The organism is Pseudomonas benzopyrenica, assembly GCF_036884265.1.
GTDB lineage: Bacteria > Pseudomonadota > Gammaproteobacteria > Pseudomonadales > Pseudomonadaceae > Chryseomonas > Chryseomonas benzopyrenica.
In genome coordinates this window covers 189,620-203,163 of record NZ_CP145723.1, presented here as the reverse complement: position 1 = coordinate 203,163, position 13,544 = coordinate 189,620, and the positions used below count along the sequence as shown (strand labels likewise).

General features: G+C 67.1%; 11 protein-coding genes. 6 read left to right on the top strand and 5 right to left on the bottom strand.

The window, feature by feature from the left end:
* Positions 1-77 precede the first annotated feature (77 nt).
* The 5 genes from V6W80_RS00970 to V6W80_RS00950 form a co-directional block, all read right to left on the bottom strand.
* A complete protein-coding gene (locus tag V6W80_RS00970; RefSeq protein ID WP_338545648.1) occupies positions 78-1,403 on the bottom strand; it encodes an MFS transporter in 1,326 nt (441 codons plus the stop codon).
* A 424-nt stretch (positions 1,404-1,827) separates the two neighbouring features.
* Entirely contained in the window at positions 1,828-2,976 is a 1,149-nt protein-coding gene (gene dgoD, locus V6W80_RS00965; RefSeq protein WP_017642356.1) for a galactonate dehydratase, read from the bottom strand.
* Positions 2,977-3,094: 118 nt separating this feature from the next.
* Positions 3,095-3,715, bottom strand: coding sequence for a 2-dehydro-3-deoxy-6-phosphogalactonate aldolase (locus tag V6W80_RS00960; RefSeq protein WP_338545647.1), 621 nt, complete (start codon positions 3,713-3,715; stop codon positions 3,095-3,097).
* Positions 3,708-4,661 carry a 2-dehydro-3-deoxygalactonokinase gene (locus V6W80_RS00955; RefSeq protein WP_338545646.1) on the bottom strand — a complete coding sequence of 318 codons (954 nt, stop codon included), beginning with the start codon at positions 4,659-4,661 and terminating at the stop codon, positions 3,708-3,710. The genes V6W80_RS00960 and V6W80_RS00955 overlap by 8 nt, the downstream gene beginning before the upstream one ends.
* Entirely contained in the window at positions 4,658-5,452 is a 795-nt protein-coding gene (locus V6W80_RS00950) for an IclR family transcriptional regulator (protein ID WP_338545645.1), read from the bottom strand. The genes V6W80_RS00955 and V6W80_RS00950 overlap by 4 nt, the downstream gene beginning before the upstream one ends.
* Positions 5,453-5,611: 159 nt before the next feature.
* Between V6W80_RS00950 and phoB the strand changes: the two genes are divergently transcribed.
* From phoB to V6W80_RS00920, 6 genes are all read left to right on the top strand, one after another.
* A complete protein-coding gene (phoB, locus tag V6W80_RS00945; protein ID WP_007159925.1) occupies positions 5,612-6,301 on the top strand; it encodes a phosphate regulon transcriptional regulator PhoB in 690 nt (229 codons plus the stop codon).
* A gap of 18 nt (positions 6,302-6,319) precedes the next feature.
* A complete protein-coding gene (gene phoR / locus V6W80_RS00940) occupies positions 6,320-7,633 on the top strand; it encodes a phosphate regulon sensor histidine kinase PhoR (protein WP_430707778.1) in 1,314 nt (437 codons plus the stop codon).
* Between the two features lie 55 nt (positions 7,634-7,688).
* A complete protein-coding gene (locus V6W80_RS00935) occupies positions 7,689-9,455 on the top strand; it encodes a sensor histidine kinase (protein ID WP_338545644.1) in 1,767 nt (588 codons plus the stop codon).
* A gap of 154 nt (positions 9,456-9,609) precedes the next feature.
* Positions 9,610-10,944: a sigma-54-dependent transcriptional regulator gene (locus V6W80_RS00930; protein WP_338545643.1), complete on the top strand. Its 1,335-nt coding sequence runs from the start codon at positions 9,610-9,612 to the stop codon at positions 10,942-10,944.
* A gap of 171 nt (positions 10,945-11,115) precedes the next feature.
* Positions 11,116-12,423, top strand: coding sequence for an MFS transporter (locus tag V6W80_RS00925; RefSeq protein ID WP_017642363.1), 1,308 nt, complete (start codon positions 11,116-11,118; stop codon positions 12,421-12,423).
* 175 nt (positions 12,424-12,598) lie between these two features.
* Positions 12,599-12,907: a hypothetical protein gene (locus V6W80_RS00920; RefSeq protein WP_017642364.1), complete on the top strand. Its 309-nt coding sequence runs from the start codon at positions 12,599-12,601 to the stop codon at positions 12,905-12,907.
* The last annotated feature ends 637 nt before the right edge of the window (positions 12,908-13,544 follow it).

The window sequence follows — 13,544 nt, the reverse complement described above, 5'->3', positions numbered from 1 at the left end:
TGTCGTTATAGGTCCGGCAAGGCCGGTGGCAGAGCACCGCGTGCCAGGACAGGCACGCAGCGCTTCCTTAGGCGCCCTTATTCGGGCAGACGTTCCACCTTGCCCACCACCAGGCCATAGCAGAGCGCACCGACCAGCGCAGTCACGCCGATGAAGGCGATAGCCGGGGCAAAGCTGCCGTCCTTGACCAGGAAGCCGATGACGATGGGCACGCAGATGGCCGAGAGGTTGCCGATGAAGTTGAACATCCCGCCGGTGAGGCCGATCAGCCGCTCCGGCGCCATGGCCGAGACCATCGACCAGGTGATGGAAGCCAGGCCGTTGCCAAAGAAGGCCAGTGCCAGGCAGGCGATGATCAGCGCCGGGGAGTCGACGAAGTTGGCGCCGACGATGCTGGTGGAGATCAGCAGGCCGCCAATGATCGGCAGCTTGCGCGCCAGGCCCACGGAGGCGCCGCGGCGGACCAGCCAGTCCGACAGCAGGCCCGAGCAGATCACGCCGAGGAAGGCGGCCAGGAACGGCAGCGAGGCGAGGAAGCCGGCCTTGATGAAGTCCATGCCGCGGTATTTCACCAGGTAGGTGGGGAACCAGGTAAGGAAGAACCAGAGGGTGGAGTTGAGGCAGAACTGCCCGATGTAGATGCCCCAGAGCTTGCGCTTGTTGAGCACGCTCCAGAGGTCACGCCACTGGAAGGCGGCGCGGCTGCGATTCTTCTGCTCCAGATCGACCAGACCGCCACCTTCCTGGATCAGCGCGACCTCGGCAGCGTTGGCGCCGCGGAAGTCCTTGGGCTCGCGATAGACGAGGTACCAGACGGCCGCCCAGAGGATTCCGACACCGCCAGTGACGACAAAGACCATGTGCCAGCCAAAGGTCTGCTGCAGGTAGATCAGCACCGGGGTGAGAAAGGCCAGGCCGACGAACTGGCCGGAGGTGTAGAAGCCGATGGCGGTGGCCCGCTCGCGCTCGGGAAACCAGGTGGTGACCACCCGGTTGTTGATCGGATAGGCCGGTGCCTCCAGGGCGCCCACGGCGAGACGCAGGATGATCAGGCCGATGAAGCTGCCGACGAAACCCAGGCCGATGGTGGCCAGCGACCAGAGCGCGATCGCCACCGGATAGAGAATGCGCGGGGCGACCTTGTCCACCAGCCAGCCGCCGGGAATCTGCATGGCGGCGTAGGTCCAGCCGAAGGCCGAGAGGATCAGCCCCATGTGCACCGGCTCGATACCCAGGTCCTGGGCCAGGTGCGGGGCGGCGATGGAGAGGTTGCTGCGGTCGAGGTAGTTGATCACCACGGTGACGAACAGCAGCATCATGATGAAGAAGCGCGCCCGGCTGGGCTTGGCCAGGGTCGGGGCGGCCGTGGCCGCCGCCGGGGAGGCCTGGGTAGGGGTTGGCATGGCTCGGGTCCTGTAATTGACGTTGTGGCGAGCGTTGTTGCGGTCTGGGGGTCGGTGCGGAGATCGAGTCCCGCGCTCCTGCTCTTGCCCCTCTCCCTTGGGGAGAGGGTTGGGGTGAGGGGCCAGCGGTGTGTCTGGCCATTAACAGTGGCGTTGCTTTTCCCTCACCCTGGCCCTCTCCCAGAGGGAGAGGGGACGGTCAGTGCGAGCGTCGGGGCCGGAGCTCCTGCTCTTGCCCCCTCTCCCTTGGGGAGAGGGTTGGGGTGAGGGAGCAGCGGCGCCAATCTTCGAAAGCAACGCGTCGCGAGCGCAGGCGGAGCAAGGCGAAAGCCAGTGAGAAAGCGGAGTGCACATCGAGTGCATGAGCATTTCGAACCGGCTTTCAACGCCGCTCCGGCAAGCGCAGCAGCGTTGAATCGAAGATTTACCACTCCGCGAAACTGCCGTCCTTATGCCGCCAGATCGGGTTACGCCAGCGATGGCCGATGGCGGCCTGCTCCTTGACGAATTCCTCGTTGACCTCGACTCCCAGCCCCGGTCCCTGGGGGATCTTCACGTGGCCATCGGCGTAGTCGAAGACCTCGGGATTCTTGATGTAGTCCAGCAGGTCGTTGCCCTGGTTGTAGTGGATGCCCAGGCTCTGCTCCTGGATGAAGGCGTTGTAGCAGTTGGCATCCAGCTGCAGATTGACCGCCAGGGCGATGGGGCCGAGCGGGCAATGCAGGGCGATGGCCACGTCATAGGCCTCGGCCATGTTGGCGATCTTGCGCGTCTCGGTGATGCCGCCGGCGTGGGACGGATCGGGCTGCAGGATGTCGACGTAGCCTTCCTGGAGGATGCGCTTGAAGTCCCAGCGCGAGTACAGCCGCTCGCCCAGGGCGATGGGCGTGTTGCTCATCAGGGCGATTTCCTTGAGCGCCTCGTGGTGCTCGCTGAGCACCGGCTCCTCGATGAACATCAGGCGGAACTGCTCCAGCTCCTTGACCAGCACCTTGGCCATGGGCTTGTGCACCCGGCCATGGAAATCCACGCCGATGCCGAAGTGCGGACCACAGGCGTCGCGAATGGCGGCGACGTTGGCGATCACCTGGTCGACCTTGTCGTAGGTGTCGACGAACTGCATCTCTTCGCTGGCGTTCATCTTGATGGCGGTGAAGCCCTTGGCCTGGCGCTCCAGGGCCTGGGCCGCGGTCTCCGCCGGGCGGTCGCCGCCGATCCAGGAATAGACGCGGATGCTGTCGCGCACCTGGCCGCCCAGCAGCTCGTGCACCGGTACGCCCAGGGCCTTGCCCTTGATGTCCCACAGGGCCTGGTCGATGCCGGCCAGGGCGCTCATGTGGATGCCGCCGCCGCGATAGAAGCCGCCTCGGTAGAGCACCGTCCAGTGGTCTTCGATGTTGCGCGGGTCCTTGCCGATCAGGTAGTCGGCCAGTTCCTCGACCGCCGCCGCCACGCTGTGGGCGCGACCTTCCAGCACGGGTTCGCCCCAGCCGTGGATGCCCTCGTCGGTCTCGATCTTGAGAAAGCACCAGCGCGGCGGGACGACATAGGTGGTGAGTTTGGTGATCTTCATGGTGTGGAAATCTCGACAGTAATTATTGGAATCGAGGGGGATTGGGCAAATCGCGGTCATGGACCGCTCCTACGGAGGCACCGGGTATCTGTAGGAGCGGTCCATGACCGCGATTGAATTAGGAAACGGACCGCCACCCCGCCGCGAAGGCCTGGGCGTTGGCGCTCACCTGGGCCGCCGTGAGGCCCGGCTTATACAGCGCCGAGCCGAGTCCGAAGCCGTTGGCGCCGGCCGCCACGTAGGGGCCCATGTTGTCCGGGGTGATGCCACCCACCGGCAGGAGCGCCAGCTCCTTGGGGAAGACCGCGCGCCAGGCCTTGACCACCGCCGGGCCGAGTTGCTCGGCGGGAAACAGCTTGAGGCTGTCGGCCCCGGCGTCGAGGGCGGCGAAGCCTTCCGACGGAGTGGCCACGCCCGGGGCGCTGACCAGGCCAGCGGCCTTGCTGGCGCGGATCACCGTCAGGTTGGCGTTGGGCGAGACGATCAGCCGGCCGCCCGCGGCGTCCACCTCGGCCACCTGGGCCTCGGTGAGCACGGTGCCGGCGCCGATCAGGCAGCTTTCATCCAGCTCCGCGGTCAGTCGGCGGATACTTTCGAAGGGCTGCGGCGAGTTGAGCGGGATCTCGATGACGCGAAAGCCGGCGTCGTACAGGGCACGACCGACCGGGACGATCTCGTCCGGGGTGACGCCGCGCAGGATGGCGATCAGCGGCAGGTCCTTGAGGTAGGTATCAAGCATGGGAGCCTCCAGAGGTGGGGAGCAGGCCGGCGGCCTGGGCCAGGCGCCAGAGCCCGGCCCGGGTGGCCTGCTCCAGCAGGCGGACCTGGTGGATGTCGAACAGCGCCAGGGCGTCGCGATAGCGCTGGCAGAGCGCCGCGTCGCCGATCAGCACCAGGGGTGGGCAGGTGCCGCCCTTGAGCGCGGCGACCTGGCTGCGCAATTCTTCGCCGATCAGCAGACCTGACAGGTAGTCGAGGCTGTACGCCGCGCCCAGCTCGCCGGCCAGCACCCGGCTGCGGGCGGTGAAGAGGCGGCCGAACAGGCCCTCGGCCCCAGCGTCGCGGGCGGTGACCAGGCCCAGGCGGAAGGCCTCGGCACTGGCTTCGGGACCGGCCTCGGTAGCCGGACGACCCAGGATGGAGTGTTCGCGCAAGACGGCGAACAGCTCGCCGGTCATGTAGGTGGCAAAATCAGTGAGGCGACCGTCACGCACCCGCACCCATTTGCTGTGGGTGCCTGGCAGCACCAGCAGGGCCTCGGCGGCCAGGTCCGGCTCCAGTTCGAGGGCGCCGAACACCTGGGTTTCCTCGCCACGCAGCACGTTGGGCAAGGCGCCACGCTGCATCACGCCGGGCACCAGGTGGAGCTCGCCGCAGCCGCTGTCCAGGCGCAGGAGGCCGGCAGCCAGGCTGTGGACATCGGCCGGACACTCGGCATAGGGCACCTCGCGCCAGCCACCGCGACTGCCGACCATGCCGCAGGCGATGGCGGGCAGGTCCGGCTGAGCATCGTGCCAGTCGCCCACCAGGGTGCGATAGGCCGCGGCGAAGTCGCCCTCCGGTACATGCATGATGCCCCAGGGCCGGCTGCGGGTTTCCAGCACGGCGCCCTGGGCGTCGAACAGCTGGGCCCGCAGGGACGAGGTGCCCCAGTCGAGGCCGATAAGGTGCGGGGTGGCGGTCATGCAGGGCTCCAGCCGAGTTCGCGGGAAATGGCCCGGGCGCAGGCAGTGACCTCGGGCTGCAATTCGTGCAGCCGCGCCTCGGGCATGTAGGGGATGGCACTGGCCACGCTCAGGGCGGCGACGATGACGCCGTCGGCGCCGCGGATGGGCGCGGCCACGCAGCGGATGCCCAGTTCGTTCTCTTCCAGATCCAGGGCATAGCCTTCGGCGGCGTGGCGGCGCAGCCGCGCGCGATAGTCGGCCCAGGGCAGGAAGTCCTCGCGCAGGCCGGGCTGCCCGGTACGCCGGGCCACGCCTTCGCCATAGAGGGCTTCCCACTCCTCTTCAGGGAGATCCAGCATCAGCGCCTTGCCGACGCCGGTCAGCGCCAGCGGCATGCGCAGGCCGACTCGGGATCTCATCTCCAGGCCCCGGCTACCGGGCAGCTTGTCCAGATAAAGGACATCGCCACCCTCGCGCACCCCGAGGTGCACGGTGTCGCCGCAGTGCTGGGCCAGGCGCTGCAGATGGGGCCGGGCCACACCGGTCAGCGGCAGCTGTTCACGAGCCTGGTAGCCGAGGGCGATGAGGTGGCTGCCCAGGATCAACCGTCCGCCGTCATGGCGCAGGTAGCCGGCCTGGGTCAGGGCCGCGACCAGGCGATGGGTGGTGCTGCGGGTACAGCCGATGGCGGCCCCGACCTGCGCCAGGTTGTCGGCCCCGGCGGCCACGGCTTCGAGCACCGCCAGGCCGCGAAACAGCGCCTGGGCCCCGCTGGGCGCTTCGCCCTTGTTGGAATTGTTGTCGTTCATGGCCTTCACTCTAGAAGCCTCGCGGGCAAATCTCAATATGTGATACGTCATCCCATATTGTGGGATATAAGTTAGATATGACAGCCTTGTCACATAGCTGCAATATTGGCGCTATCTAATGCACGGCACATTGCAAGGACTCGAGAGGCAGAGCGCTCCATGACGGGTAAATCCATCCTGATCGTCGACGATGAGGCCCCCATTCGCGAAATGATCGCCGTGGCCCTGGAAATGGCGGGCTATGAATGCCTGGAGGCGGACAACAGCAAGGACGCCCACGCCCTGATCGTCGATCGCAAGCCCGATCTCATCCTGCTCGACTGGATGCTGCCCGGCACCTCCGGCCTGGAGCTGGCTCGGCGCCTCAAGCGCGACGAGCTGACCGACGCCATTCCCATCATCATGCTCACCGCCAAGGGTGACGAGGACAACAAGGTCCAGGGCCTGGAAACCGGCGCCGACGACTACATCACCAAGCCCTTCTCGCCCCGCGAGCTGGTGGCGCGCCTGAAAGCCGTGCTGCGCCGTACCGGCCACCTGGAGAACGACGGTCCGCTGGAGGTCAACGGCCTGATCCTGGATCCGATCAGCCACCGGGTAACCATCGATGGCGCTCCCGCCGAGATGGGGCCCACCGAGTACCGCCTGCTGCAGTTCTTCATGACCCACCAGGAGCGCGCCTACACCCGCGGCCAGTTGCTCGACCAGGTCTGGGGCGGCAACGTCTATGTCGAGGAGCGCACCGTGGACGTGCACATCCGTCGCCTGCGCAAGGCCCTGGGCGAGACCTACGAGAACCTGGTACAGACGGTGCGCGGCACCGGGTATCGCTTTTCCACCAAACTCTGACGCGGGATCACCGCCGCCGTGAACATCAACTGGCGCTCCCGTCTGGCCACCCAGCTGTCGACCGTGGTCGGCGGCTGCGCCCTGGCCGGCTGGCCCTTCGGCCATGTCGGGCTGGCGGTGGCTCTGGGACTGGCGGTCTATCTGGCGGTCACCCTGAAACACCTGCTGCGGCTGCATGCCTGGCTGCTGAGCGAGGCGCCAGGCGCGCCACCCGAAGCCGAAGGCCTGTGGGGCGATGTCCTGGACCGGCTCTATCGCCGCCAGCGCCACGAGCAGCGCCAGCGTGAAGAACTGCTCGCCGTCATCGGCCGCGCCCAGGCCTCTACCGAGGCCCTGCGCGATGCCATCATCCTGGTGGATCGCCATGGCAACCTGGAATGGTGGAACCGTGCCGCGGAAACCCTGCTGGGTCTGCGCCAGCCCCAGGATCTCGGCCAACCCATCACCAACCTGGTGCGCCATCCGCGCTTTTCCGACTACTTTCTCGGTGGCGACTATGGCGAACCGCTGGAACTGGCCTCGCCGCTCAACGACGACCAGTACCTGCACATCCTGATCACCCGCTTCGGCGAGGGCGATCGCCTGCTGCTGGTGCGTGACGTGACCCGCCTCCACCAGCTGGAACAGATGCGCAAGGATTTCGTTGCCAACGTCTCCCATGAGCTGCGCACCCCGCTGACGGTGATCACCGGCTATCTGGAAACCCTGCTGGACAACGCCGAGCACGCCACCCCACGCTGGCGCCGGGCGTTGGGACAGATGCAGCAGCAGGCCGGGCGCATGCAGCACACCATCGACGACCTCCTGCTGCTGGCCCGCCTGGAAGCCACCGACTACCCCGCCGACAATCGCCCGGTGGCCCTGGAGCCCCTGCTCGCCTCCATCCTGCAGGACGGCCGCGCCCTGTCCGGTGCGATAGGCCACCGCCTGAGCCTGGACTGCGCCCCGGACCTGGCGCTGCTGGGCAGCGAGACGGAATTGCGCAGCTGCTTTTCCAACCTGGTGTTCAACGCGGTCAAGTACAGCCCCGAGGGCGGCGAGGTGCGGGTACGCGCCTGGCAGGACGCCGAAGGCGCCCACGTCGCGGTGCAGGACACCGGCCCTGGCATCGACGCCCGCCACCTGCCGCGCCTGACCGAGCGCTTCTATCGCATCGACGCCAGCCGCGCCTCCAGCACCGGTGGCACCGGCCTGGGCCTGGCCATCGTCAAGCACGTGCTGATCCGTCATCGCGGCGGCCTGGACATCCACAGCGTGCCCGGCGAGGGCAGCTGCTTCACCTGCCATTTCCAGCCCGAGCAGATCGCCCAGCGCACCGCCGCCTCGGCCTGAGCCGCCCCCTCCCCGCCGTGCTATCGTCCGGCCACTCCTGCCACGGTCTCCTGCCATGCCCCCTGCCCTGCGCCTGCTGCCGGTCCTGTTGCTCGCCCTGCTCGGCGGTCTGCTGGTCAGCATGCTGGCCTGGCAGCGCGCCGAACGGGCGACCCTCGCCGAGGCCAGCCTGCTCGGCCAGGAACAGTTGCGCCTGCATGCCAGCAGCCTGCAGACCCTGATCGACCGCTTTCGCGCCCTGCCCGCGGTGCTGGCCCAGGATCCCGAGCTGATCGCCGCCCTCACCACGCCACCCGATGCCGCCGCCACCGAGCGCCTCAATCTCAAGCTGGAACGACTCAATGCCGCTGCCCAGTCGTCGACCCTGGAGGTGCTGGATCGCAGCGGCCTGGCCATCGGCGCCAGCAACTGGCGGCTGCCCACCAGCTACGTCGGCCATAACTACGGCTTCCGGCCCTATTTCCGCGAGACCCTCACCGGCGGCAGCGGCCGCTTCTATGCCGTGGGGGTCACCACCGGCATTCCCGGCTATTTCCTCTCCCACGCGGTACTGGACGCCGAGGGACGCTTTCTCGGCGCCGTGGTGGTCAAGCTGGAATTCCCCGCCATCGAAGCGCGCTGGGGCGAGCACCCCGAGGTCTTGCTGGTGAGCGATGCGCGCGGCGTGGTCTTTGCCGCCAACCGGCCGGCCTGGCGCTATCGCCTGCTGCGCGACCTGACGCCCGCCGAACGCGCCGAACTGGCCACCACCCGGCAGTACGACAGACGCACCCTGCAACCGCTGCTTCATAGCCAACAGGTGGTCTTGGGCGACCAGCGCCAGGTGGCCCGTATCGAGGCGCCCGAAGGCAGCGCCGACTACCTCTGGGACAGCCTGCCGCTGCCCAGCGAAGGCTGGACCCTGCACCTGATCAGACCAACCCGGGAACTGCAGGGCAGCGGCCTGGGCGCGGCCCTGGCCGCCGGTTGCGCCTGGCTGCTGCTGGTCTGCGCCGGCCTGCTGCTGGTGCAGCGGCGGCGGCTGCAGCGACTGCGCCTGCGCAGCCGACTGGAGCTGGAGCAGCTGGTGGAAGCCCGCACCGCCGAGTTGCGCACCGCCCAGGATGGCCTGGTGCAGGCCGCCAAGCTGGCCGCCCTGGGGCAGATGTCGGCAGCCCTGGTGCATGAACTCAATCAGCCGCTCACCGCCCAGCGCATGCACCTGGCCAGTCTGCGGCTGCTGCTGGACCACGGTCGGCTGGACGAGGCCCGCGCTGCCCTGGAGCGCCTCGACGGCCTGCTCACCCGAATGAGTGGCCTGACCGCCCATCTCAAGACCTATGCCCGCAAGACCCCTGCCGGTCTGCGCGAGCGGGTCGATCTGGCCCGGGTAGTGGATCAGGCGCTGGAGTTGCTGGAGGCGCGGCGCGCCGAGCTGGCTGTCGAATTGAACCTGGAACTGCCGCGCCCGGCCTGGCTGCTGGGCGATCCGATTCGCCTGGAGCAGGTGCTGGTCAATCTGCTGCGCAATGCCCTGGACGCCGTGGCCGAACGACCGAAGCCGCAGGTTGCGGTCAGCCTCGTGCAAGAGGGGGACAGCTGGTTGCTGGAGGTGGCCGACAACGGTGGCGGCATCGCCGCCGAGCACCTCGACCAGGTGTTCGATCCCTTCTTTACCACCAAGCCGGTCGGCGAAGGCCTGGGGCTGGGGCTGGCGGTGTCCTCGGCCATCGTCCAGGCCCAGGGCGGCAGCCTGACGGCCCGCAACGGTGTCGAGGGGGCGGTCTTCAGGCTTCGGCTGCCGGTAGCCTCCTGCGGCCAAGAAGCGCCTCCCTCCCCCTAGTCGCCTGCGGCTTGCCGCACTGGCCCAAGCTGAAATCACTGAGCGGCCCCCCGGGTCCGTTCCGCTGCCCGCTACGTTCATTCCTTCGGATGACTCGACCGCCCCGTGCCGTTCGGGCAAGGTAACCGCGCACCGGCCGCGAGAGGACGCCCCCATGCAAGCCCAGGTCTATCTGGTCGACGACGAAGCCAGCATCCGCGAAGCGGTGCGCCAGTGGCTGGAGCTGTCGGGGCATCAGGTGCGGCTGTTCGCCCACGCCGAGGACTGCCTGGCGGCGGTGACCCCGGATTTCGCCGGCGTGGTGGTCAGCGACGTGCGCATGCCCGGCATGGACGGTCTGGCCCTGCTGGGTCGGCTGCAGGCGCTGGATGCCGACCTGCCGGTGATTCTGCTCACCGCCCACGGCGACGTCGCCCTGGCGGTCAGCGCCATGCGCCAGGGCGCCTACGATTTCCTGGAAAAGCCCTTCAGCCCCGAGGCGCTGCTCGGCGATCTCGGCCGCGCCCTGGAAAAGCGCCGGCTGGTGCTGGAGAACCGCCAGCTGCACCGCCGGGTCGACGACCAGAGCGCCCTCGCCCGTCGGCTGCTCGGCGTCTCGCCCGGCATCGTCCGCCTGCGCCAGCAGATCCTCGATCTGGCGCCGACCCCGGTCAACGTGCTTTTGCGCGGCGAGACCGGCAGCGGCAAGGAATTGGTCGCCCGTTGCCTGCACGATTTCGGTCCCCGGGCTGGCAAGGCCTTTGTCGCCCTCAACTGCGCGGCCATCCCCGAGCAGCTGTTCGAGAGCGAATTGTTCGGCCACGAGAGCGGCGCCTTCACCGGTGCCCAGGGCCGGCGCATCGGCAAGCTGGAATACGCCAACGGCGGCACCCTGTTTCTCGACGAGATCGAGAGCATGCCCCTGGCGCAGCAGGTCAAGCTCTTGCGGGTGTTGCAGGAGCAGCGCCTGGAGCGTCTCGGCTCCAACCAGAGCATCGCCCTGGACCTGCGCATCGTCGCCGCCACCAAGCCGGACCTGCTGGAAGAGGCGCGCGCCGGGCGCTTTCGCGAAGACCTGGCCTATCGCCTCAATGTCGCCGAGCTGCACCTGCCGCCGCTGCGGGCCCGGCGCGAAGACATCCCGCTGCTGTTCGATCACTTTCTCGCCGAGGCCGGCGCCCGCCTGGGGCGCCCGGTCACACCGCCCGGCGCGGCGCGACTGGCCCAGCTGCTGGGTCACGGCTGGCCGGGCAATGTCCGCGAACTGGCCAACGCCGCCGAACGCGAGGTCCTCGGCCTGGGCGCGCCGCCGACCGCCCAGGGCAATTCCCTGGCCGATCAGCTGGAAGCCTTCGAAGCCCAGTGCCTGCGCGCCGCCCTGGCCCGTCATGGTGGCGAGATCAAGGCGGTGATGGACGAGTTGCAATTGCCGCGGCGTACCCTCAACGAGAAGATGCAGCGTCACGGCCTGGTGCGTGCCGACTTCCGCGACAGTCTCGAGGATGACTGACCGGCCATAGGCGGAAATCCGCTCATTGCCCAGGCCGTCCAGGCAGACTTCCGCCTATTCACCGAGCAGAAAGCCAGCAGTGGCGCGGCTTCACGATCTGGCACGCCGTCTGCAACCTCTCCTGTCGACGCCCCGAGCGCCCTAATAACAACGACAAGAGAGGAACACCCTGTGGATAGCACCGCTACCCTCGCGGCCGGCCAGACCGCGCCCAAGACCACCTCGCAGCGCATCAAGTCCATCTTCAGCGGCTCCGTCGGCAACCTGGTCGAATGGTACGACTGGTACGTCTACGCCGCCTTCTCGCTGTATTTCGCCAAGGCCTTCTTTCCCAAGGGCGACCAGACCGCCCAGTTGCTCAACGTCGCCGCCATCTTTGCTGTGGGCTTCCTGATGCGTCCCATCGGCGGTTGGCTGATGGGCCTCTACGCCGACAAGGCCGGCCGCAAATCCGCGCTGATGGTCTCGGTGATCATGATGTGCGCCGGCTCGCTGATCATCGCCCTCACCCCCAGCTACACCACCATCGGTGTCGCCGCGCCCATCATGCTGGTGCTGGCGCGGCTGCTGCAGGGTCTCTCGGTGGGCGGTGAATACGGCACCTCCGCCACCTACCTGAGCGAGATGGCGACCAAGGAAAGCCGTGGTTTCTACTCCAGCTTCCAGTACGTCACCCTGATCTCTGGCCAGCTGCTGGCCCTGGCCACCCTGATCGTGCTGCAGCAGACCCTCACCGTCGAACAGCTGGAAAGCTGGGGCTGGCGCATTCCCTTCCTGATCGGCGCCGCCTGCGCCGTGACCGCGCTCTACCTGCGCCGCGGCATGGAAGAGACCAGCTCCTTCAAGAAGGCCGAAAAGCCCAAGGAATCCCTGATGCGCACCCTGGCGCGCCATCCCAAGGAATTCCTCACCGTGGTCGGCCTGACCATGGGTGGCACCCTGGCCTTCTACACCTACACCACCTACATGCAGAAGTACCTGGTCAACTCGGTGGGCATGAGCAAGACCGACGCCACCTCCATCTCGGCCGCGACCCTGTTCCTGTTCATGCTGTTGCAGCCCATCGTTGGCGCCCTCTCCGACCGCGTCGGCCGGCGCCCGGTACTGATCGCCTTCGGCGTGCTCGGCACCCTGTTCACCTATCCGATCCTCACGGCCCTGGGCAGCGTCACCAGCTGGTGGGGCGCCTTCGGCCTGATCATGGTGGCGCTGGTGATCGTCAGCTTCTACACCTCGATCAACGCCGTGGTGAAGGCCGAGCTGTTCCCCACCGAAATCCGCGCCCTGGGCGTCGGCCTGCCCTATGCCCTGACCGTGTCCATCTTCGGCGGCACCGCCGAATACCTGGCGCTGTGGTTCAAGAGCATTGGCATGGAGAGCGGCTACTACTGGTACGTGACCGGCTGCATCGCCTGCTCGCTGCTGGTCTACGTCTTCATGAAGGACACCCGCGACCACTCGCGCATCGTCCACGAATAACCGCTCGTCCCTGGGTGCGGGCCTCTCGGTCATTAGATTTGGCCGTCCGGCCCGCCCCCCTTTGCCTGGGCTTTGGGGCACGCCATCGTAGTGCCACCGGCAGCGCTCACAACGGTCATTTCGCTGGCCGCTGTGGCGAGTTCGCCCCCTCCTCCCAAGCCCCGGTTACACACTCATGGAAATCGACTACGGTCCCAGCTACGCCAAACTGGGTATCCAGTTTCAATACCAGTGGAGCACCCTGCTGCGCGATGCCCTGAAGAAGCACGGCATCACCGACGCCCAGGCCAAGGCCATCTGCGGTGACTTCGCCTTCGATCTCTCCAAGCTCATCGACGAAGCCGAAATCAAGGCCGACGGCCTCTCCTATCGCCCGGTGATCGCCTTCACCGAGGACGAGGAAACCCTGCTGGTGCAGTCCGCCGAATTCGACTATCACGAAGCGGCCTACGCCACGGCGGCAGCGGCGTTTGAGAAGAAGTAAGACGTCGGCACGGGGCCTTGCGCCCTCACCCCAACCCTCTCCCCCGGGGAGAGGGGGCGGTCTGGAGCGGTGAAGGGCTTCCCCCTCCAGACAAGAGCCGTTTCAGCATTACTGCAATAGCGATTCACGAGGCCCGATCCTGACGCCCTCACCTCAGGGAGAGGGGGCGGTCTGGAGTGGTGAAAGGCTTCCCCCTCCAGACAAGAGCCTCAGCGTCGTTTCGGTGTTACTGCGATAGCGATTCACGACGCCTGATCCTGACGCCCTCACCCCAACCTTCTCCCTCAGGGAGAGGGGGCGGCCTGGAGTGGTGAAGGGCTTCCCCAGACAAAAGTCTCGATTTCGTTTCGGTGTTACTGCCATAGCGATTCGCGATGCTCGATCCTTGTGCTCTCGCCCCCACCCTCTCCTCAGGGAAGAAGGACTGCTTGAAGCGGCGACGGCTTCTCTGCAAGCTGCAAGCTGCAAAGCGGCTTAGCGCACACGATAATAGTCATCTTGATTATTTTCCTGGGGCACCGGCTATCCCATAGCCTCTCTTCGCTCCGTAGCGCTCCCTCTCCCATCGGGAGAGGTTGGGGTGAGGGTAAGGCCATCGTCAAAGCTTCAGGGTCCGCGGTTGCCCCATTCCCGCCAG